General features: G+C 64.4%; 20 protein-coding genes. 14 read left to right on the forward strand and 6 right to left on the reverse strand.

What is annotated here, in order from left to right:
• Window positions 1–312 precede the first annotated feature (312 nt).
• From AB0J47_RS10355 to AB0J47_RS10380, 6 genes are all read left to right on the forward strand, one after another.
• Window positions 313–1,686, forward strand: a complete 1,374-nt coding sequence (locus AB0J47_RS10355; protein WP_364343837.1) for a hemolysin family protein — start codon at window positions 313–315, stop codon at window positions 1,684–1,686.
• A complete protein-coding gene (locus AB0J47_RS10360; RefSeq protein WP_364343142.1) occupies window positions 1,679–2,743 on the forward strand; it encodes a hemolysin family protein in 1,065 nt (354 codons plus the stop codon). Before AB0J47_RS10355 ends, AB0J47_RS10360 begins: the two co-directional genes overlap by 8 nt.
• On the forward strand, window positions 2,740–3,618 hold the full coding sequence (locus tag AB0J47_RS10365; protein WP_364343145.1) for a 3-methyladenine DNA glycosylase: 879 nt from the start codon (window positions 2,740–2,742) through the stop codon (window positions 3,616–3,618). The genes AB0J47_RS10360 and AB0J47_RS10365 overlap by 4 nt, the downstream gene beginning before the upstream one ends.
• A 215-nt stretch (window positions 3,619–3,833) precedes the next feature.
• Window positions 3,834–5,336 carry a hypothetical protein gene (locus AB0J47_RS10370; RefSeq protein ID WP_364343840.1) on the forward strand — a complete coding sequence of 501 codons (1,503 nt, stop codon included), beginning with the start codon at window positions 3,834–3,836 and terminating at the stop codon, window positions 5,334–5,336.
• 2 nt (window positions 5,337–5,338) lie between these two features.
• Window positions 5,339–5,980: a DUF305 domain-containing protein gene (locus tag AB0J47_RS10375; RefSeq protein WP_364343148.1), complete on the forward strand. Its 642-nt coding sequence runs from the start codon at window positions 5,339–5,341 to the stop codon at window positions 5,978–5,980.
• A gap of 176 nt (window positions 5,981–6,156) precedes the next feature.
• Window positions 6,157–6,873: a hotdog fold domain-containing protein gene (locus AB0J47_RS10380; protein ID WP_364343151.1), complete on the forward strand. Its 717-nt coding sequence runs from the start codon at window positions 6,157–6,159 to the stop codon at window positions 6,871–6,873.
• A gap of 23 nt (window positions 6,874–6,896) precedes the next feature.
• Here AB0J47_RS10380 and AB0J47_RS10385 read toward each other — a convergent pair whose 3' ends face one another.
• Genes AB0J47_RS10385 through AB0J47_RS10395 form a run of 3 tightly spaced genes read right to left on the reverse strand, consistent with a single transcriptional unit; the run spans window position 6,897 to window position 9,820 of the window.
• A complete protein-coding gene (locus AB0J47_RS10385) occupies window positions 6,897–7,916 on the reverse strand; it encodes a hypothetical protein (RefSeq protein WP_364343154.1) in 1,020 nt (339 codons plus the stop codon).
• Complete coding sequence (locus AB0J47_RS10390; protein ID WP_364343157.1) at window positions 7,913–9,247, reverse strand: peroxidase; 1,335 nt, start codon at window positions 9,245–9,247, stop codon at window positions 7,913–7,915. Before AB0J47_RS10390 ends, AB0J47_RS10385 begins: the two co-directional genes overlap by 4 nt.
• A 12-nt stretch (window positions 9,248–9,259) precedes the next feature.
• Window positions 9,260–9,820, reverse strand: coding sequence for a hypothetical protein (locus tag AB0J47_RS10395; RefSeq protein ID WP_364343160.1), 561 nt, complete (start codon window positions 9,818–9,820; stop codon window positions 9,260–9,262).
• A 205-nt stretch (window positions 9,821–10,025) separates the two neighbouring features.
• Here AB0J47_RS10395 and AB0J47_RS10400 point away from each other — a divergent pair, with 205 nt between their 5' ends.
• The gene (locus AB0J47_RS10400; protein WP_364343163.1) at window positions 10,026–10,694 is read left to right on the forward strand and encodes a hypothetical protein; all 669 of its coding nucleotides are present in this window, start codon (window positions 10,026–10,028) and stop codon (window positions 10,692–10,694) included.
• Between the two features lie 43 nt (window positions 10,695–10,737).
• The gene (locus AB0J47_RS10405) at window positions 10,738–11,223 is read left to right on the forward strand and encodes a hypothetical protein (RefSeq protein WP_364343166.1); all 486 of its coding nucleotides are present in this window, start codon (window positions 10,738–10,740) and stop codon (window positions 11,221–11,223) included.
• Window positions 11,224–11,245: 22 nt separating this feature from the next.
• Here the strand turns inward: AB0J47_RS10405 and AB0J47_RS10410 are convergent, their stop codons facing one another.
• A complete protein-coding gene (locus AB0J47_RS10410) occupies window positions 11,246–11,800 on the reverse strand; it encodes a hypothetical protein (RefSeq protein WP_364343169.1) in 555 nt (184 codons plus the stop codon).
• Between the two features lie 425 nt (window positions 11,801–12,225).
• Window positions 12,226–14,409, reverse strand: coding sequence for a malate synthase G (locus AB0J47_RS10415; protein WP_364343172.1), 2,184 nt, complete (start codon window positions 14,407–14,409; stop codon window positions 12,226–12,228).
• A gap of 156 nt (window positions 14,410–14,565) precedes the next feature.
• Between AB0J47_RS10415 and AB0J47_RS10420 the strand changes: the two genes are divergently transcribed.
• The 5 genes from AB0J47_RS10420 (at window position 14,566) to AB0J47_RS10440 (ending at window position 18,750) form a co-directional block, all read left to right on the forward strand.
• Complete coding sequence (locus AB0J47_RS10420) at window positions 14,566–15,315, forward strand: glucose 1-dehydrogenase (protein WP_364343175.1); 750 nt, start codon at window positions 14,566–14,568, stop codon at window positions 15,313–15,315.
• Window positions 15,312–16,361, forward strand: coding sequence for an alcohol dehydrogenase catalytic domain-containing protein (locus AB0J47_RS10425; protein WP_364343178.1), 1,050 nt, complete (start codon window positions 15,312–15,314; stop codon window positions 16,359–16,361). Before AB0J47_RS10420 ends, AB0J47_RS10425 begins: the two co-directional genes overlap by 4 nt.
• A 23-nt stretch (window positions 16,362–16,384) precedes the next feature.
• Complete coding sequence (locus tag AB0J47_RS10430; RefSeq protein WP_364343843.1) at window positions 16,385–17,041, forward strand: TetR/AcrR family transcriptional regulator; 657 nt, start codon at window positions 16,385–16,387, stop codon at window positions 17,039–17,041.
• A gap of 2 nt (window positions 17,042–17,043) precedes the next feature.
• The gene (locus AB0J47_RS10435) at window positions 17,044–18,333 is read left to right on the forward strand and encodes an acyl-CoA dehydrogenase family protein (protein WP_364343181.1); all 1,290 of its coding nucleotides are present in this window, start codon (window positions 17,044–17,046) and stop codon (window positions 18,331–18,333) included.
• Window positions 18,334–18,522: 189 nt separating this feature from the next.
• Window positions 18,523–18,750 (forward strand): hypothetical protein, encoded by a 228-nt coding sequence (locus AB0J47_RS10440; RefSeq protein WP_364343184.1) that lies wholly within the window; start codon window positions 18,523–18,525, stop codon window positions 18,748–18,750.
• Window positions 18,751–18,753: 3 nt separating this feature from the next.
• On the opposite strand, the gene AB0J47_RS10445 is transcribed toward AB0J47_RS10440, so the two are convergent.
• A complete protein-coding gene (locus AB0J47_RS10445) occupies window positions 18,754–19,434 on the reverse strand; it encodes a winged helix-turn-helix transcriptional regulator (protein WP_364343187.1) in 681 nt (226 codons plus the stop codon).
• A gap of 90 nt (window positions 19,435–19,524) precedes the next feature.
• Here AB0J47_RS10445 and AB0J47_RS10450 point away from each other — a divergent pair, with 90 nt between their 5' ends.
• Window positions 19,525–20,658, forward strand: coding sequence for an acyl-CoA dehydrogenase family protein (locus tag AB0J47_RS10450; protein ID WP_364343190.1), 1,134 nt, complete (start codon window positions 19,525–19,527; stop codon window positions 20,656–20,658).
• Window positions 20,659–20,981: the final 323 nt, after the last annotated feature.

A 20,981-nucleotide genomic window follows, 5' to 3' on the forward strand; every position in this document is an offset into this window, starting at 1 on the left:
GCCCGTCGCGGGCCCCCCCCGTCGAAGCGCATGCGACGAAGTCGCGAGTCTCGACGGCTCGGACGCGAGACACCAGGGGGCCGCGAACCCGCAGCGCCGAAGGCGCTGCCATTAGACAGAGCCGGTAGCATAGGGGTTGCCGGTTTCCGGCTTCACGAACCCATTTGCCGAGAGGAACAAGTTGTCACCCGCGTCCGAGGGCGCCGCACAGGAGGGCTCCTCTACCGAGCCGGGTGACAAACCCGGCGCTCTCCGTCCCACAGCCGCCCGATCCGATTCAGCTCATCGTATGTTTCGCAGGTGGTGCTGACGATGTCCGTCGTGCTCACCGTGCTCAGCCTGATCGGGTTCATCGCCCTCACCGCCGGCACCGCATTGTTCGTTGCCGCCGAATTCTCACTCACCGCATTGGAACGCAGCACCGTCGAGTCGCATGCGCGCACGGTCGGGGATGCCCGCTCGCGCATGGTCCGGCAGGCGCACACCACGTTGTCGTTCCAGCTCTCCGGGGCCCAGCTCGGTATCACCATCACCACGCTGATCACGGGTTATATCGCCGAACCCGTGCTGGCCCGACTGTTATCGCCGCTGTTCACCGCGCTCGGTCTGAGCGAAGGTGCGTCGCAGGGCATCTCGCTCACCTTGGCGCTGCTGCTCGCCACCTCGCTGTCGATGATCTACGGCGAGCTGGTCCCGAAGAACATCGCGATATCGAAGCCGCTGCGCACCGCGCGGGTGACCGCCGGCCCGATGATCGCCTTCTCGGTGGTGTTCAAGTGGATGATTCACTTCCTCAACGGCACCGCCAACTGGGTGGTCCGCCGGCTGGGTGTGGAACCGGCCGAGGAGTTGCGTTCGGCGCGCTCCCCGCAGGAACTCGGCTCGCTGGTGCGTACTTCCGCGCTGCGCGGCGCGCTGGATCACCGCACCGCGCAGCTGGTCGACCGCTCACTGCAATTCGGTGAGCGCAGCGCCGAGGAGCTGATGACACCGCGGGTCAAGATCGAATCCCTGGACAAGTCCGACACCATCGCCGATCTGATCGCGGCCGCCAGCCGCACCGGTTACTCGCGCTTCCCGATAATCGACGGCGATCTGGACAACACCCTCGGCGTGGTGCACGTCAAACAGGCGTTCACCCATCCGGCGAATGTCCGCAACACCATCCCGCTGCATCTGCTCGCCCGGCCGGTGCCGATCGTGCCCGCCAGCCTCGACGGCGACGAGGTGCTCGAACGGGTACGCGCCGACGGCATGCAGGTCGCGCTGGTGGTGGACGAATACGGCGGCACCGCGGGCATCGTGACCATGGAGGATCTCATCGAGGAAATCCTCGGCGATGTCCGCGATGAGCACGATGAGGAAGAACGCGATGTCCGCCGGGTCGCCGACGGCTGGGACTGCTCGGGGCTGCTACGCATCGACGAGGTCTCCCGCGCCACCGGCTACGACGCGCCCGAGGGCGAATACGAAACCCTCGGCGGTCTGGTGCTCACCCGACTCGGCCGCATTCCGGTCATGGGCGATGAGGTGGTGCTGCCGAATCCACGGTCCACGCACCGCTATTCGAACGACGATGACGGCGGCTGGATCGCAAAGGTCGAACGGATGGACGGGCGGCGCATCGATCGGATCCGGCTGGTCCCGGTCGCGGCCGCCGCACTGAAGGAGAACAGCCATGGCTGATCTCCTCGGCGTCCTGTTCACGGTGGTACTGCTGGCCTGCAATGCTTTCTTCGTCGCCGCCGAATTCGCGCTCATCTCGGCCCGTCGGGACCGGCTCGAGGCGCTCGCCGCTCAGGGAAAGCGCAAGGCGCACACGGTGATCCGGGCCGGCGAGAACCTGTCCATGATGCTGGCCGCCGCGCAACTCGGCATCACCATCTGCTCGATCCTGCTCGGCCGGGTCGGCGAACCCGCGGTGGCGCATCTATTGGAGGGGCCGTTCGAGCTGGTCGGCCTGCCCGAACAGCTGCTGCATCCGGTGGCCTTCGCCATCGCGCTGGCGATCGTGGTGATCCTGCACATTCTGTTCGGCGAGATGATTCCGAAGAATATCGCGCTGGCCGGACCGGAACGCAGTGCGCTGCTGCTGGTTCCGGTGCATCTGATGTGGTTGCGGTTGGCGCGTCCGCTCATCGCCCTCTACAACCTGGCCGCGAATCTGTCGCTGCGCATGTTGCGGATCGAGCCGAAGGACGAGCTGCAGGCGACGGTCTCCAGTGTGGAGCTCGCCGAGATGATCGGTGAATCGCGTTCGGAGGGACTGCTCGACGAAGAGGAGCACCGCCGCCTCACCCAGGCGCTCGGTACCTCCGATCGGGTGGTCGGCGATGTGATGGTGCAGTTGGCGACGGCCCGCTCGGTTCCGCTGCGCGGCAATGGCACCACGCTCGGTGATATCGAAACCGCGGTCGCCGAAACCGGTTTCTCCCGGTATCCGGTGCGCGCGAGCGACGGTTCGCTGGTCGGGTATCTGCATGTGAAGGATGTGCTCGACAAGGTCGCCGACGAAAGCGCGGGACCGAATACGCCCATCCCGCGCACCGATATTCGCCCACTGCCGACGGTGAGCGCCGGTACTCCCCTGTACGAGGCGCTGGCCCGCTTGCGGCGCACGAACTCACATCTCGGCCGTGTCGTGGATACCCGCGGCAATACGGTGGGCATTGTGGCGCTGGAGGATCTGGTGGAAGAGTTCGTCGGCACCGTGCGCGACGGGACGCACCGGGTGATCGAATGATCGTGCTGGCCGAGTCCGAGTGGCGGGCCAGTGCCGCCGCGCACCGGGCTCGGCTGGACGAGCTCGTCGGACCGTATCTGGAACGGCGCGCGGCGGGCTCGTCACATCCGGTGATCGATTTTCTGTTCACGTATTACGGACATAAGCCTGCCCAATTGCGGCGCTGGCACCCGGGATTCGGTATCGCTTTGACAGGCGCGCGGGAGTACGACGGGGCTCGCGGGTATCACCAGCACGGCGCGGCTGTCTATACTGCCGACCCCGCATTCATCCAGCGGCGTCGCGGCACCATCGAATTCATCGCAAAACTGCTGCACGCCACCGCATCCCGGCCAGCACAGCTGTCCTGCTTCGGCCTGCACGAGTGGGCAATGGTGTACAAAACCGACGAGGTCCGCCACCAACAGGTGCCGCTGCGACTGGGCGGCACCGGCACCGACGCGGTCGTCGAATCTATGTCTTTGCGCTGCACACACTTCGACGCATTCCGCTTCTTCACCCCGGACGCCGTCGGCCGCAACGCGGAGCCATTGACGCGCGCCGACCAGGTCGCCCGCGAACAGCCCGGCTGCCTGCACGCCAATATGGACCTCTACAAATGGGGTTTCAAACTGACCCCGCTCCTCTCCTCCGACCTATTGCTCGACTACTTCGAATTCGCCTGCGCCGCACGCGAACTCGATATGTGCGCCAGCCCGTACGACCTCACCGACTACGGCTACGAGCCGGTCCGCATCGAAACACCGGCGGGGCGTGCCGAATACGTCCGGGCGCAATCGGAATTGGCCGAGCGGTCGTCGGGACTCAGACAGTCCCTGCTCGACGTCTGCACATCGCTACTGAGATACGACACCGAGCCACTCACCGCCAGCTAGCGTGGCGCCGAACCAGGCTGATTACCTGGCATTTTCGCCAAAACCCACCTTTAAGTTAGCGCCTGTTAATACCATTCAGTCAGTTAATGCTCCGTCTGAGTCGGCGCGGCCTGTGCCCATGATGAGGAAGTTGGGATGCAACGATGCACCCGAAGCTGACACTGCGCCGCGCGCGGCCCTTGGCCTTGTTCGCCACCACGATCGTGGCCGCGATGATGTTGCCGAGCAGCGCATCGGCCGATCTGCAAGACGATATCGCCACCGCGGTTCAGGAGTTCCTCGATGTCGGTCGGACGTCGGTGCCCCGGGCGGACTGCGGACCGGGGGCGATGCCGGAAACCGGGCTGCAGGGCGATGTTCCGGCCGCCGACCGCGATAGTCGGCGCAGCACCCAGGGCTACTCCTGCAATATGTCGATGGTCGGCAATTACGCCGGGCGCGGCGCGGGCATCACCTCCACCAGCTTCGACCATTGCGCGTATATGGGTTCGTTCTTCCCCGGCGACTTGATCAGCGAGGGCCGCGGCGTCCAGGTACTCGACGTCTCCGATCCGGCACACCCGCGCCCAACGGTCACCCTGACCGAACCCGCGATGCTCGCCGGCACCTGGGAGAGCCTCAAGGTCAATACCGAACGCAAACTGCTCGTCGGGACAGGTGTGCCGCTCGGCGAAGGCGTCGGCTACCTATCTGTCTACGACATCTCCGATTGTGCGTATCCGAAGCTGCTCAATCCGGGACCAGGCACGAATCTCGCGATGCCGCTGCCGATCACCACGCATGAGGGCGGCTGGTCTCCCGACGGCCGCACCTACTGGGCCTCGGGCGTCGCGCCCGGTTTCGTCAGCGCGGTCGATCTCACCGATCCGACCAATCCGCACGTCATCTGGCAGGGGTTGACCGGGATCGAGGCGCACGGATTCGGCATCAGTCCGGACGGCAACCGCATGTACCTATCCGCGCTGGGCGGATTCACCGTCCTCGATATCAGCTCCGTTCAGCGCCGCGACCCCGACCCGCAGGTCACCCATATCGGCCGCACCTTCTGGACCGACGGCTGGGCCACCCAGCACAGCATCCCAGTGACCTACGACGGCAAGCCCTACCTCTACACCGTCGACGAAGGCGGTTCGGGCGGTGTGAAACTCATCGATATCTCCAACGACACCGCACCGAAGGTCGCCGGGAAGGTAAAGCTGGAGATCAACCTGTTGCAGAACATCGACAGCAATATCGGTAGTTCGATGGGCGGTTCGGTCTTCGCCTACGAATCGCACTACTGTGCCGCCGACCGCCCGGACAATCCGACCGCACTCGCATGCGGCTGGATCTCCTCCGGCATCCGGGTTTTCGACGTCCGTGATCCGCACAATATCCGTGAGATCGCCTACTTCAATCCGCCCGCACGGACCGGCCAGAACCTGAGCCTGTGGAACTCACCGCACGCCCTCGCCTCGATCATCGGCGTGCCGTTGATGAGCACACCACCGGCCGCACGCGCGGTGTTGGAGGGGCAATTCGATCCGTTGGACGCGCTCACCCCGCGCACCGGCAAGCTCGCCTTCGGCGACGTCTCCACCGATTGGTGCTTATCGCCGCCGGAGTGGCGCGGCAACCAGTTGTATGTCGCCTGCTCCGATAACGGATTCATGGTGCTGCAACTGGAGAACGATGTGTACACGGCGCCCGAGAATCAGCAATCGACCGTCGGGTCGTAGCCGTGTCCCGTTGGTTCCGAGTCGGCGCGCTCGCCTCTGTCGCATTCGTCCTGGTGGTGCTCGGGGCGGCGCTGCGTCCACTCTTGCTGCCCGAAGAGCACACGGCCGCACCGGTTCTCAATGCGGTCGAGATCGGCTACGCGCAGGATATGACGGCACATCATCAGCAAGCGCTGATCATGGTGCAGCGCTTGGATCGTGGCGTGGACCCGACCGTGCTGCGGTTGGCGCAACAGCTTTCGGACGCGCAGCGCATCGAGATCGGGACCATGCTGGGGTGGCTGCGGTTGGCCGATGCGTCGCCACTGTCGTCGCATCCAATGGCGTGGATGCACACCGATGCCGCTGCCACGCAACATCATCCGAGTGCGAGCCAGGCGAATAGCGATGCGATGCCGGGCATGGCGACTACCGCCGAACTCGACGCGCTGGCCGCAGCGCGCGGTCACGACGCCGAAATCCTCTTTCTGCAACTGATGTTCCGTCATCACCAGGGCGGACTGGTGATGGCTCGTGCCGCCGACGAACTACTGGCCTCCGGACCTGTCAAGGAAACCGCCCGCTCGATGTTCCAGAGTCAGAGCCAGGAGGCCGGTGTGATCAGCGTGCTGCTCACCCAACTCGGTGGTCAGGCCCCGCATTAGCCGACCCGCGCCCGCTCACCGGATGCGGGTCGAACACACGGTGTCAACTCAGAGCTTTTTGCCAGAGTGCCTCGGTTTTCGGAGGGGTCCGGCCGGTCGTAGACGGTGTGCGCCTGTCGGCAGCTGCGGAGGTAAGGTCGATCCAGATCGACGGCACAGAAAGGCTCGAGCGACACGTGATCCGGACCGAGACAGTCACCGTCCCCGAACACGTTCACGGATATCCCGACGTCGCGTTCGGCGGATACGTCGCGGGTCTGGTGGCCGGGCCGTGCGAGGCCACCGAGATACGTGTCGACTTCCGCGCACGGGTGCCGCTCGAGACCCCGATGTCATTGCGCCCCACTAGATCAGGTGGATATGCGCTCACCGACACAGACGGTGCGTTACTCGCCGAATCGACTCCGGCGGTGCTCACCATCGATCCGCCGAGCGCACCGAGTTGGGCCGAGGCGAAATCCGTCACCGACGCGGCCATGGTGTCGCGCCGTGTCACCGATTGCTATGGCTGCGGCGCCGCATGTGCACCCGGCCGCGGCCTGCGCCTGCTCACATGGGACACAGCGGATCACGACCTCGTCCTCGCCGCGTGGACTCCCGATCCCGAGTTGGCCGACGAATCCGGCCGACTCCCACCGGAAGTCGTCTGGTCCGCCCTCGACTGCCCCGGTGGCTGGACCGCCATGCGCAAACAAGGCATGGGCTTCGGCGGTGTGACCGCGGCCCTCACCGCCACCCAACTTCAGCCCATCTACCCCGACTCCCCCTACATCTCCTACGCCTGGCCCGTCAGTCATCAGGGCCGCAAATACACTGTCGGCATAGCCCTCGCAACGACCTCGGGCGATCTCTGCGCCGTCGCCGAAGCCCTCTGGATTCAGCCCAAACCCTGAACCAACTCCGTCGCGGTGGGCGCTTACTTCATAGTGGCGAGGTTGTGCCAGAGGTTTCGCAGGCTGTCGGTGCCGCCGAATAGCGTGGTGAAGTTGGTGGAATCGATGAGCACGATATCGCCGGCTCGCCTGCCTGCGGGTGGCATCCAGATCAGCGCATTGAATTCCGTGTTGCCGGCGGCGGTGAAGGGATGGGGCCGCTTGGGATCGACACGCTGGCGGCCCAGGACACGAAGTGTATCGGTTTCCGGCGCGGTGAGCTCGTAGTGCGGTAGATGGGGGTGGAAGTTGAATGTCGTGACGTTGTCCAGTAACCGGGGCGCGTCCAGATCGCGGAACCCGGTCAAGGGTGCGATCTCATCGGTGCCGTCGACCACCGCGGGTCGCAGGCCCCATTTGTTGTGCACGGGCACATCGAGGGCCCGCATGAGCGAGCGTGTGTACTGGCCGAATCGTTGCTGCCGCGGCACCAACGGGTCGCCGTGATGCTCGAATTCCATTTGTCGCTGCGCATAGTCGTCGGTGCACCCGACGTCGTGGTGCGGTGCCAGCAGCAGACAGGTGCCTTCGCGTTGTAGCCAGTCGCGGATCGCATCGCACTCCTCCGGTGTGGCTTGCTGCTCGGAGAGCACGTGATCGAGCCCGAACACCAGCAGGGTGTCGGTGTCGGCCAGGATCCGCTCGTCGATCGGCAAGGGGTAGCCCGCCTGGTCGATACGCTGGAACACCGCGACGGGGTGACCGGTGGCCTCGCCGGCCAATTGCTGAAACGCCAGCGTCGAGCGATGAAACAGTTCCAACGTGCCTGCGATGCCCTGTAGGAAGTGCGCGGCGTCGTATTCCGGGGTCTCGTAGCTCGGCCACAGCACGTTGCGGACCTCGGTCATCGTCGAGAAGCGGTTGTACATCGCGGCGGGATCGCGTTGAGCCTCCCATGGATAGCTCCACGTCCAATAGATGGTCATCCGCCGCCGCCCGTCGTGGTTGCGCGGAATGTGGGTCTGGTTGTAGGTGCGTGCCGACGACAAGGTGCTGCTGCTCATGGTGTCACCTCTCGGCTGTCGAGCGTGGCCAGGTATCGCAGAGCGCTGATGCTCGGAAGGAAGAAGTACGCGCCGCCGGTGAGCGTGGTGAATGCAGGCAGGCCCGGGTGCACCTTGCGAATGGGCCGCTTGGGGATCGTGAAGTCGAAGGTGCCGTCCTGGGTACCGCAGATGGGGTCGTGTTCATTGCCGAGTTCGTGGAATGTCTTGTCGTTGATCCAGACGTTTTGAGCGAACTCGAACTGGCGTACCAGGCTGACGCAGATGATGAACGCGGCGATCCCGCGGTCCACCCCGTCGTCGGGGGCATCCTCGGGTAGCGCGGGCCCGTAGGTGGCGCCGCGGCGAATCATCCTGCGGCGGTTCATATTTGCTGCGGTGTCGCGAGGATTGAGGCGCCGTGCATGCGCGCCCAGTGGTACCGCGTAGCCGTGCGGATCCATCTCCTTGTAATTGAAGTCATTGTTGCGCATGGGATCCGCACCCAGCGCCGGATCATCCCGGTCCGGGGTCAGCACCAGGGGCGCACCGCTACGCCAGCGGCCCATGATCTTCGCGGCCAGCAACTCCTGCCCGTCCGGGGTGTCCGCATGCTCCCGCAGATAGTTCCGAAACGCGCCGACATGTTCTTGCAGCCGCCGGTAGGCCATATAGCTGCCGTTGCGGAACAACACCTCCGGCCGCGGCAGCGCTCGCGGTGGCCCTTCCTCGTCCGGATAGCCCAGGATGAATTCCCCGGGTTGCAGCGCTGCCCCCGACCCGGGGGTCGGCGCTTCACCGGATCCGTCGATCACCGGCTGGGACAAACGATCTCGGAACCCGAAATGGTCATGGGCGTAATCGAAGGGCGGCGTCGCGTTCAGATCCAGGAACGACAACACGCGCACACCGGGGCAGCGGGCCACCAGCTTGTCATGTTCGGTAGTGCAGCGCTGGTGCTCGGCGTCGGTGCGAGCGAACAGGATCGCGATCGCGTGCAGGTCCTCACCTGCCAGCCCGCCTACCCAGTTGTCGGGATGAGCAGCGCCCGTGTCGCCCAGGATGTCCGCGCGTGCGGCCATGCCTTCGCGGAACTCGTCCGGGAAGGTAGCGAGCACTTCCTCCGGCACGCCGAGCGCCCGCATCCCGTGCCAGGTGAAGGCCAGCGTGACCCAGCGGTCGGAACTGTCCATCGTGGCGCGCGCATCTGCCGCCGATTGCACGCGGTCTATCAGCGGCGTCAACCAAGCCCGAGCCCCCGCGGGATCGTCGAAGGACAGGAACTCATAGCGGCCGGTCATCGCCGGGGTCCGGGTCAGCAGGATGTGCTGAATATCGTCGAGTTCTAGCATGGGTCAAGGTACTTACTGCATCTGATCGAGCATTTCGGAGAACGCCGCCTTCAGTCGCAGCGCCTTTTTGATCTCGATGCCGGTGACGTAGGGGTACTCACCGTATTCGAGGAAGCTCGGGAATTGATGCTCGCGAACATATTTCACGAACGACGCCGGATTTTCCTTCCAATCCTCGGGGAATCCTTCGAGATTCGTGAAAACCGTTGTTATGCCGGTCTGCGAGAACAGAGTAACGGCATCCTCGGTGTATTTGTCGAAATCGGTATCGAAGATGCCTTGATATTGGAAATACAGACCCGATCCGACATCGAACAACAGCCACCGTAGATAGTGCAGTCGCAGCGGTGCCAGCACCTCTGGATCAGCGGCTACCGCGGCCTCGAGCTCCTTGCCGTGCGCGCGAATAGCTTCTTCCCGACCGGGTTTCACCTTGGCGATGATCGAGAACCCATAACACGAAGGCGTCCGGGGATAGATCGGACCGTATCTTCCCCGTTCCAGCTCGAAATAGCCCTCCGCCGGGATGGCCATCGCCGCCGGTTTACTCCAGTCACGCTCGGTTATCGACATACCTTCACCCACCTTCCGCGACAGTAAAGCTGGACTTTGCTCATGCTATGCCTTCGGCGCATTACCCCGAAACCCCGGATTGCCCGGTAATCGAGACAGCAGTAATCACCCATGTAGTTTCGGTGAAAGCGCCGGGTGACATCGTAGAAAATTGAACTTGATTGGAATTCCCACCGCTGACGCTCGGATTTGACAGAATCACTTCATGTCGACATCGCCGGAACACACCGAGTCGGAGCCGACCCCGCGCCGGTTATCGACACCGCGAGCCGCCGCGCTGGCCGGAGTGGTCTTCGCGGTGTTGTTCGGTACCACGCTGATCTTGATCCGTATCGACATGCCGGACGGCATCGAAGGCTCGACTCATTGGCTGAACAGCCAGCGGAGCGCGATCCGAATAGCGACGGTGCTCATGCCCTTCGCCGGAATCAGCTTCTTATGGTTCATCGGCGTCGTCCGTGACGGATTCGGGCGCTACGAGGACCGGTTCTTCCTATCGATATTCCTCGGCAGCGGACTGCTGTTCCTGGCGATGATGTTCGTCGGCACAGCCGTCGCGGCCGGTCTGGTGTCGAGCGACACCGACGTCACCGACCCGGCCGCCCGCGCCGAAGTGGTCGACTTCGGCAAGATGATCGTGGTTTCGGCGTGCCAGACCTACGCACTGCGGATGGCGGCCGTGTTCATGATCTCGCTCGCGACGATTTGGCTGAAGACCGGGCTGATGCCCCGCTGGCTCGCCGGTCTCAGTTATCTGGCGGCCGTGGCACTCCTGGTGGCCAGCGAAACGAGCAGATGGATGACGCTGGCTTTCCCGGCGTGGGTGCTCGTGGTCAGTGTCCTCATCCTGGTTCGCTCCCCATCCCGAACGTGACAAACACCCACCAGGTCTGCGCGACTGTGCGACAGTACCCCTTGTGGAGGAGCCAGTTCCTCGCCGTTCGGCCGATCTGGAGATGGTCTACCAGACCGTGGCGGATCGACGTCTGCAATACGAGAACCTGCTCTGGCAGGTTCCCACCGTCAGTCTGACTGCCCAGGCATTCTTGTTCAGCATCTCGATGGCAGCCGCCAACGATTCCATCGCTCGAATAGCCTCGTCGCTACTCGCACTGATCGTGTCGATCATTTCGATCATGCTGATGGCGAGCCATCGCCTTGCCGAGCGCAAGGACGCGTTGTGGCTGGAGCAGTTCGAACAGCAGCAGATCGGCGCGGGCAGCTGGGGTGCACACGGCACCGTCTTCGAGACGCGACAGCAGAACGTCGAGCTCGACGTCGGCTGGCTGAACAACCTGATACCGATGCGGCAGATGTTCACAGTATGGGTGGTCGGACTGGGCTGTTTCGGTGTGACCGCCATCTTCATGATCATCCGGACACTGGTTGGTGTCGGGCACTGAGTGGCACCTCGGCCGATATCCGTCAGGTGTTTTCGGTGAACCGGTACCAGGAGCCGTGGAAGGGTTCGTAGCCGATCCCGCCTTGTCCGGCGGAACCGGTGCTCGGGGCGCTGTCCGGGAAATAGGCGAAGCCTTCGGAATTGGTGGCTCCGCCACTGACGTAGAACAGGCAGGCGCCGTCGCGGCGGGTGATATAGGTGACGGTGTAGACGCCCAGACGGGTGCGATGGCCCGGGTTGGCGCAGGCGGCGGCCTGATCCTCGAGGATGGGGCGGGACAGGCGCCAACCGGTGGTTTCGGGGACTTCGTACCACACCAGCGCGGCGAGGGCGACGATCAGCAGCGGCGCGGTCAGGCTCACGAGGACGGCGTGATAGCGGATCAGGCCGAGGATGGCGAAGATGATCGCGACCAGACCGACAACCGAAAGTCCCACCCACAGCAGAACTTTGGCCGGAAAGCTGCCCTGAGCAGCCAATTCCCAGCACAGCGCGGCGCAAAGTAGCGCGATGACGGTGGTGATCGCGCCCATCCAGAGTTCGAACCACAACGGTGTCGGTCGGGTGGCGCTGCTCATGCCAAAGAAGATACGTCGACCTGCCCTGTCCCCGAAGGGAATCGGTTCACCATCTGGTGGAAATATCTCACTGGACGAAGGAAGGCCCCCGGCCTCGGCATCCCATCGAGGGGCCGTGACCGGGGGCCGTCGCACCAGACGTTCAGCTCGGTTATTACAGCGGCGGGAAACCGGCCGAACCGGTTGCCATCCAGTTCCAGAACTGTGCCGCGCGGTTCACAACCAGGGCGAATACATCAAGGACAACGCTTCCCATAAAACTTCCTCACATCCGAGTACCTCGTGCAGCGCCCAGGGTAACGGATCGTTATGCGGGTCGAAACCAGTCATCCACCCCGCCGACGGGCCGTCGCGTGATATCAGGAATCCCCCGCCCGGCAGGCTCCCGGGCGGGGGATTCACGAGTTACTCAGACGCGCAATGCCTTAGACGCAAGCCAGCGCCTTGGCCTCCCGGCGACGACGGTGCAGGATCGGCTCGGTGTAGCCGTTGGGCTGCTTGGCGCCTTCCAACACCAGCTCCCTCGCGGCCTGGAACGCGATGCTGCTCGCGAAGTCCGGCGCCATCGGCCGGTAGTTCGGATCGCCCGCATTCTGCTTGTCGACCACCGGCGCCATCCGCTGCAGACTGGCCACCACCTCATCGGCGGTGACCACCCCGTGGCGCAGCCAGTTCGCCATCAGCTGGCTCGAAATGCGCAGGGTTGCGCGGTCTTCCATGAGACCGACATCCCGGATGTCGGGCACCTTGGAGCAGCCGACACCCTGGTCGATCCAGCGCACCACATAACCGAGGATGCTCTGGGAGTTGTTGTCCAACTCCTGACGCTTCTGCTCATCGGTCCAGTTCGGATCGGCCGCGAGCGGGATCTCCAGGATCTGATCGACGGTGGCGCGACGACCACCGCCGGCGATCTCCTGCTGCCGCTCGAACACGTCGACCTGGTGGTAGTGCGTCGCATGCAGCGTGGCCGCGGTGGGCGAGGGCACCCAGGCGGTGTTGGCGCCCGCACGCGGGTGGCCGATCTTCTGCTCGAGCATGTCGTGCATCAGATCCGGCATGGCCCACATGCCCTTGCCGATCTGCGCCTTACCCGGCAGCCCGGCGGCCAGCCCCGTATCGACGTTCCAGTCCTCGTAGGACAGGATCCACTGCTGGGTCTTCATCTCGGCCTTGCGGACCATCGGTCCGGCCTCCATGGAGGTGTGGATCTCGTCGCCGGTGCGGTCCAGGAAGCCGGTGTTGATGAACACCACGCGCTCCGCGGCGGCCTGGATACAGGCCTTGAGGTTGACCGTGGTGCGGCGCTCCTCGTCCATGATGCCGACCTTGAGGGTGTTGCGGCTCAGGCCGAGCACGTCCTCGATCCGGCCGAACAGCTCGTTGGTGAAGGCGACCTCGTCCGGGCCGTGCATCTTCGGCTTCACGATGTACACCGAACCGGTGCGGCTGTTCTTCAGCTTCTTATCGCCGAGCAGGCTGTGCTTGGCGATGAGCGAGGTGATCAGGCCGTCCATGATGCCCTCGGGCACCTCGTTGCCCTCGGCATCAATGATCGCGTCCGAGGTCATCAGGTGACCGACATTGCGCACGAACAGCAGCGACCGGCCGTGCAGCACCAGCTCGCCACCGCCGAGCGCGGTGTAGACGCGGTCCGGGTTCATGGTGCGGGTGAAGGTCTTATCGCCCTTGGTCACCTTCTCCGCCAGCTCGCCCGTCATCAGGCCGAGCCAGTTGTGGTAGCAGAGCACCTTGTCCTCGGCGTCCACCGCGGCGACCGAATCCTCGAAGTCCATGATCGTGGTGACCGCGGACTCCAGCACTACATCCTTGACACCGGCCGGATCGGTCTTGCCGATCGGCGAGGCAGGGTCGATCTGGACGTCGATGTGCAAACCGTTGTGCTTCAACAGGATCGAGGTCGGCGAGGCCGGATCGCCCAGGTAGCCGACCAGTTCCGCGCCATCGGCGGCCAGCGTGGTGACCTCATCGTTGCTCAGCGTGACCGCCAGCTTGCCGCCGTCGATCGCGTAGTGCGTCGAGGAGCGGTGTGAGCCGTTGGCCAGCGGGGCGGCGGTATCGAGGAACTTGCGCGCGAATTCGATCACGCGGCCACCGCGGACCGGGTTGTAACCGGTGCCCTTCTCGCCGCCGTCGGCCTCGGAGATGGCGTCGGTGCCGTAGAGGGCATCGTAGAGTGAACCCCAGCGCGCATTCGCGGCATTGATCGCGAAGCGGGCGTTCATCACCGGCACCACCAGCTGCGGGCCCGCGGTGGTGGCGATTTCGTCGTCCACATTCTGGGTGGCGATCTCGAAATCGGCCGGTTCCGCGCGCAGGTAGCCGATATCCCCGAGGAAGCTCTTGTAGGCGGCCTTGTCATAGTTCGCGCCGGGGTGCTCGGCGTGCCAGGCATCGAGCTTGCCCTGGATCTCGTCGCGTTCGGCCAGCAGGGCGCGGTTGCGCGGAGCGAGGTCGTTGATGACCTGCTCGGCTCCGGCCCAGAACGCGGCGGAATCTACGCCGGTTCCGGGGAGCGCCTCGTTCTCGATGAACTCGTGGAGAACGCTGGCCACCTGGAGCCCGCCGACCTGAATCCGCTCTGTCATCTACTGCCTCACTTCTGAGAAAGCCGGGTGGGAAAAATCGCAACCAATGTTACCCATCGGTAGTGATGTGACGGTCTGTCGGGGCCTTGATTGTATCGTCCGGCGGAATTAATGTACTGATTGGAACATTACCGGCAGCCGAAGCTATGGAGCGCAATGCCAGGACAGTCATTAGCGGAGAAGGTCGCGCTGGTCACAGGTGGTAGCCGCGGGCTCGGTCGGGAGATGGTGCTGGCCTTCGCCGCGGCCGGCGCGGATGTGGTAATCGCCAGTCGCAAGCTCGACGGGTGCGTCGAACTCGCCGATGAGGTGAAGAACACCCATGGTCGGCGCGCATTGCCGGTGGCGTGCAATGTCAGCGATTGGGCGCAGTGCGATGCGCTGGCCGAGACGGCCTACGCGGAGTTCGGCAAGGTCGACGTGCTGGTCAACAATGCCGGGATGTCGCTGCTGTATCCGAGCCTGGATCAGGTGAGCGAGCAGATGTTCGACAAGGTGATCGCGGTCAATCTCAAGGGGCCGTTTCGATTGTCGACCTTGATCGGTACCCGGATGGCCGCTGCCGGTGGCGGGTCGATCATCAATATCTCCTCGATCGAGGCGACACGACCGGAACCGCTCGCGGTCCCCTATGCGGCCGCCAAGGCCGGATTGGCCAACCTCACCGGCGGACTCGCGCAGAGTTTCGCACCGGCGGTGCGGGTCAACACGATTCAATGCGGTCCGTTCGAGACGGATATTTCGAAGGCATGGCCCGATGAGTTGCGGACGGAGCTGACTCGACATATGGCCCTCGGGCGGGTCGGCCGCCCGGAGGAAATCGTCGGCGCGGCACTGTACTTCGCGACGGACGCCTCGGCCTACTGCACCGGCGCAACCCTGGCACTGGACGGCGGCTGGCGATGAAGGCTCTGACTTACCAAGGACCACAGCAGATCTCCTACACCGAGTTCCCCGATCCGGCACTGCCCGGCCGTGATGGGGCCATTGTTCGGGTGACCGCCTCCGGAATCTGCGGTAGCGATCTGCACATCTACGCCGGGCACGGCTTCACCGACGGCACCGGATACAGCGTCGGGCACGAGGCGGTCGGCGAGATCGTCGAACTGGGTTCGGATATCCGCGGGTTCGCGATCGGTGACCGGGTGCTGGTCTCCGCATCCGTCGGCTGTAACCGCTGCGCGAAGTGCAAGGCAGGCATCGTGGCGGCCTGCGAACGCCATCCAATCCCTGCGGACGCCTGCTACGGACTCGGCGGCTCGCTCGCGGGTGCGCAGGCCGAATATCTCGCCGTCCCCCATGCCGAGGGGAATCTGGTACGGCTGCCCGATACGGTCAGCGATGAGGCGGCGATCGTGCTCACCGATAATGCGCCGACCGCCTGGTACGGCGCGCGCCGCACCCGCATCGCGCCGGGTGAGACCGTAGTGGTGATCGGACTCGGACCGGTCGGGCTGATGGCCGTCCAGTCGGCATTCGCGATGGGCGCGTCGCGGGTGCTCGGGGTGGATCTGGTGGCCGAGCGCCGCAAGCGTGCCGCCGAATTGGGCGCGGAGATAGTCGAATCCGAGCAACCCAAGACCGTCATCCGAGAAATGCTCAGCGGCGGTGCGGATGTCGCGATCGAGGCGGTCGGCGCCGATGCGACCATCAGTCTCGCCATCAGCGCCGTCGGACATCGTGGCCGGGTCGGCGTGGTCGGCGTCAGTCATAACCGCGCCTTCCCATTTCATATGCAGTTGGCGCAGGTCAAGGAGCTCGAATTCCATATCGGACTCTGCTCGATCCAATACGAGCTGCCCGCACTGCTGCGGCTCACCGCGGCGGGGCGAATTCGACCCGAAGCCGTTGTCACACACCGATTCCCGATGTCGGAGGGCGCGAACGCCTACCGCATGTTCGCCGACCGTGCAGACGGGGTGTCCAAGGTCGTCCTGGATCCGCGCAAATGACGGCCGCATCGCGCAGCGATTCGATGAGTGGCGGTGGCCGAGTGACGGGTGGGCCCGAATTGGCCTCGCCTCGTCGTCGCGGTCGTCCACCGGCCGCGGAGACCACCGCCGAGGCGACCAGGGCGCGCATCGTGGCAGCCGCGGTGGAACTGTTCGCGGAGCAGGGCTTTCACGGCACCGGCGTCGCGGAAATCGGTGATCGAGCCGGGGTGCAGCGGGGCGCGCTGTACTACCACATCGGTTCCAAGGAAGAGCTGCTCTGGCAGATCCTGCGCGATTACATCCAGCTCATGCTCACCGACGCACGGCGGATCTCCCGCGGCACCGACGACCCGATCGTCAAGTTGCGCAAGCTGATCCACAGCCACGTGGGGCTGATCATCGAGCACCGCCGCGAGGTCGCCATCCAATTGCGCGATGTCACCGCGCTGACCGGTGAGCGCGGCGAAGAACTGCAGGAAATGCGGGACGAAATACAGTCCTGCTGGCAGCGCGTCATCGACGCCGGTCATGCGGCGGGCCTACTGCGCACCGACGATCACGTGGTCACCAACAGTGTGCTCGGCATGCTGAACATGGTGACCTTCTGGTACCGCCCGCACGGCGGCCGCTCCCCCGACGAAATCGCCGACATTGTGGCGTCCACCATTCTCGACGGCATCACCGACACGAAAGGCTGACCATGGCTTGGGATTTCGAAACCGACCCGGAGTACCAGCAGAAGTTGGACTGGGCGTCGGAGTTCGTCCGCACCGAGGTGGAACCCCTCGACCTGCTCTACCCGAATCCCTACGACCGCACCAATACCGAGGCAATGGCGCTGATGCGGCCGCTGAAGGAGAAGGTTAAGGAACAGGGCCTGTGGGCCTGCCATCTGGGACCGGAGCTGGGCGGACCCGGCTACGGGCAGCTCAGGCTCGGCCTACTCAACGAGGTACTCGGTACTTCGGTGTGGGCGCCGTCGGTATTCGGTTGCCAGGCACCGGATTCCGGCAATGCGGAAATCCTCGCGCACTACGGCACCCCGGAGCAGAAAGCCAAGTACCTGGAGCCGCTGCTGGCTGGTGAGATCGGCTCCTGCTACGTCATGACCGAACCGACCGGCGGCTCGGATCCGACACTGTTCAAGACCCACGCGGTGCGCGACGGCGACTCCTGGGTCATCAATGGCGAGAAGTGGTTCAACTCGAACGCGCAGTTCGCCAGCTTCCATATCGTCATGGTGATCACGAATCCGGATGTCAGTCCGTACCAGGGCATGTCGATGTTCATCGTGCCCGCCGACACACCCGGCCTGGAGATCGTGAAGAACTTCCACGTGCACGGTTTCAGCGAGCACGAGGGACATCTGCGCTTCACCGATGTCCGGGTGCCCGCCGATCACTTGCTCGGCCAGGAGGGGATGGGTTTCATCGTCGCGCAGACCCGCCTCGGCGGCGGGCGGGTGCACCATGCCATGCGCACAGTCGCGTTGGTGCGCAAGGCCTTCGACATGATGGCAGAACGCGCCGTCTCGCGGCCGATGCGCAAGGGGCCGCTCGCGAGTCTGCAGATGACCCAGGAACGCATCGCCGACAGCTGGATCGAGATGGAGCAGTTCCGCCTGCTCGTCCTGCGCACCGCCTGGCGCATCGATAAGGAGCAGGACTATCTGAAGGTGCGCAAGGATATTGCCGCCATCAAGGTGGCGATGCCGAAGGTGATGCACGACATCGCCCAGCGCGCACTGCATCTGCACGGCGCCATCGGCGTCAGCCAGGACCTCCCGTTCGTCGACATGATGAACTACGCGGAGGTCATGGCGATCGCCGACGGCCCCACCGAGGTCCACAAGATCACCCTCGCCAAGGAAGTGCTGAAGGATTACACCCCCGGCGACCCGGTCTACCCCAGCGGCTACCGCCCCGCCCTGCGCGAACAGGCCCGCGAACTGGTGGCCCGCCGCCTCGAACACATCGTCGGCAACCTCTGAAATCTCACAATTCGGCGGCCACGGGGTGGACGCTCAGCGTATGCGGACGCCACTTCCGGAACTCCCCATTCGCCACGCGGTCACCCCGGCGGACGAGCCTGTTGAGCTGGTTATCGGCCGCATCCGCCGAACGCTATCGGTGCACACCCGGATAAACCGGGTCTAACCTGGATGCCCGGAGGTAACCGAGTGATCGCATACGAGGTGCGGCGGGTGCACAGTTGCGAGTTCTGCGGCACCGACGACCAGGCCCTCGGTACCGACAGCTCGTTGGACCGGGCGAAGTCGATCGCCGAACACGACGCGGGCCTCGCTCTCGAATGGGCATGGTTCGCCGACGGCGAGTGGCCGCTGAACTCGGATCCCGGCGACGGCGTCTATCGCTACTACATCTACGCGCGGGAGACTACCGCGTAATGGTCACGAGGCGCGCACGACCGGATCCGTATATCCCGCAACAGGACTCAGTTGCAACACCGACGGCATCCGCCGGGTGAGGGCACTCGGCCCGGTGAATTCCACTCGGCCGCTTCGCATTGCGTGCGAGAGCGGAATGCGTCCCAGCCAAACCTGGTACAGCGATTCGACATCGGAGCTGATGGTGACATCGACCGGGTAGCCCGGATCGGCATCGCAGACCGAAGGCACACCCGATTCGATGACGATCCAATAGCGCCGAAAATCATCGGTGAACCGTACGCACAGCACATGGCGCTTACCCGGAAACGTGGACGTATCCAGCCGGGAGTGCATCCACCACACCAGCAACCCGGCATCCAACTCCTCGGGCTGCGGTTCACCGAAGGTCCAGCGCGCACCCCATTCGCCGAGGCCGAACAGGATCGGCTCCAATTCCTGACCGGCCGCGGTGAGCAGATATTCGCTGCCCACTTTGTCGATCAATCCGGCCCGCTCGAATTGGCGCAGCCGCTTGGCGAGCAGACTCCGCGAAAGCCCGGGCAGACCGCGGGCCAGATCGTTGAAGCGAGTTGTACCGATGAGCAGATCGCGCAGGATGAGCAGCGACCAACGCTCGCCGAGCACATCGAGTGCACGGGAGATCGGACAATATTGGCCATAGCTTGCGGTCGTGCTGGTCATGGTTACCTCGCGAACCGGGTCTATTTTCTGGACCATGGAAGTCCACTTTCTGGACTATTCGGTTATCGCTGCCGTTCCTAACTTCGAAACATGACGACTATTGCCCATGACATCACCACCACCGACTGGATCGCCCTGGCACGCCGGATCGGGGAAACCTTGCGCGCCGATGTGGCCGCCCGCGACCGCGGCGGCCAGATCTCCGTCGCCGCCTTCGACCTGCTGCGGACCACCGGATTGTCCGCCGCACTCGTACCCATCGAGTTCGGTGGCGGTGGTGTGTCGCACCGCGAGATGGGCGAGATCCTGCGCGAACTCGGCCGCCACGATCCGTCCACGGCCGTCGCGTTCGCCATGCACACCCATCTGGTCGCCGCACAGGTCTGGCGGCACAACCACGGCATCGACGCCACGGCGGTCTTCGGCAAGGTGGCCGCGGGCGCGATTCTGGTCAGCACCGGCGCTTCGGACTGGGTCGAATCCAACGGCCGGGCCGAGCGCGTCGACGGTGGCTTCCGGGTGAGTGCGCGCAAGGCGCCCGCCAGCGGCTGTGAGGTCGGCGATGTGGTGGTGACCAGCATCCGCCACGGCGATGCACCGGAGGGACCCCAGGTGCTGCACTTCGCGTCGCCATTGGACGCGCCCGGTATTCGCATCGAAAAGACTTGGGACACTCTCGGTTTACGGGCCAGCGGCTCTCATACGGTGGTCTTCGAAGATGTCTTCGTCCCCGATGCCGCGATCTCGCTGACCCGCCCTGCCGACGCATGGCCCCCGGTGCTGAATGTGGTGATCGGCGCGGCCATGCCACTGGTAATGGCGGCCTATCTCGGCATCGCCGACGCCGCGGTCGAATTGACCGCCGCACTGGTCGCCGACCGCTGCGAACCGCATACCTTCCAGCTCGCGGGGGAAATGATGAACGCATACACCACCGCCGCGGATCTGATCGCCGCCATGTTCACCGATTCGGACAATCTGCACTTCGACAATACCGACAGTTACGGCGCGCGCACCCTCAGCCGCAAGACCGTGGCCGCCGAAGCGCTCGTCGATGCCGTTCGACTGGCCATCGAAACCGTTGGCGGCGTGGGGTTTTCGCGCAGTTGTGAGCTGGAGATGTGGTATCGCGACATCCACGGTTGCCTGTTCCACCCGCTGCCCCGTGCCAAGCAGACACGATTCACCGGCCGAGTTCTGTTGGGCCGCCCGCCCATCGGTTGATCGACCTTCTCGAATGGCAATGCCCGAAGCCGGGACGCAGGCCTGCCGATCGGGGTTCAATGGATGGACACGATGATCCACGGGAGGGAGTCATTGGTGTCGGAGATCATCATCACAACCGTGGACGAGGCGGTGACTGCCCCTCGGACACGATGAAGGAGTCGCGCACCCCCTCGCCCGCGGCTCCTTCATCCCGCTGCACCGGGCAAATCCTCGGCATTGCACATTCTGTTAAGAAATGTTCGGCGTTTGTCACGGGGTGTTCCCGCATCAACCGCTGGTCAGACCGTACGGTTGTCTCCGACGCGACGACAGGAAGTCGC

Origin of the sequence: Nocardia sp. NPDC049737, assembly GCF_040674755.1 — a bacterium.
GTDB lineage: Bacteria > Actinomycetota > Actinomycetes > Mycobacteriales > Mycobacteriaceae > Nocardia.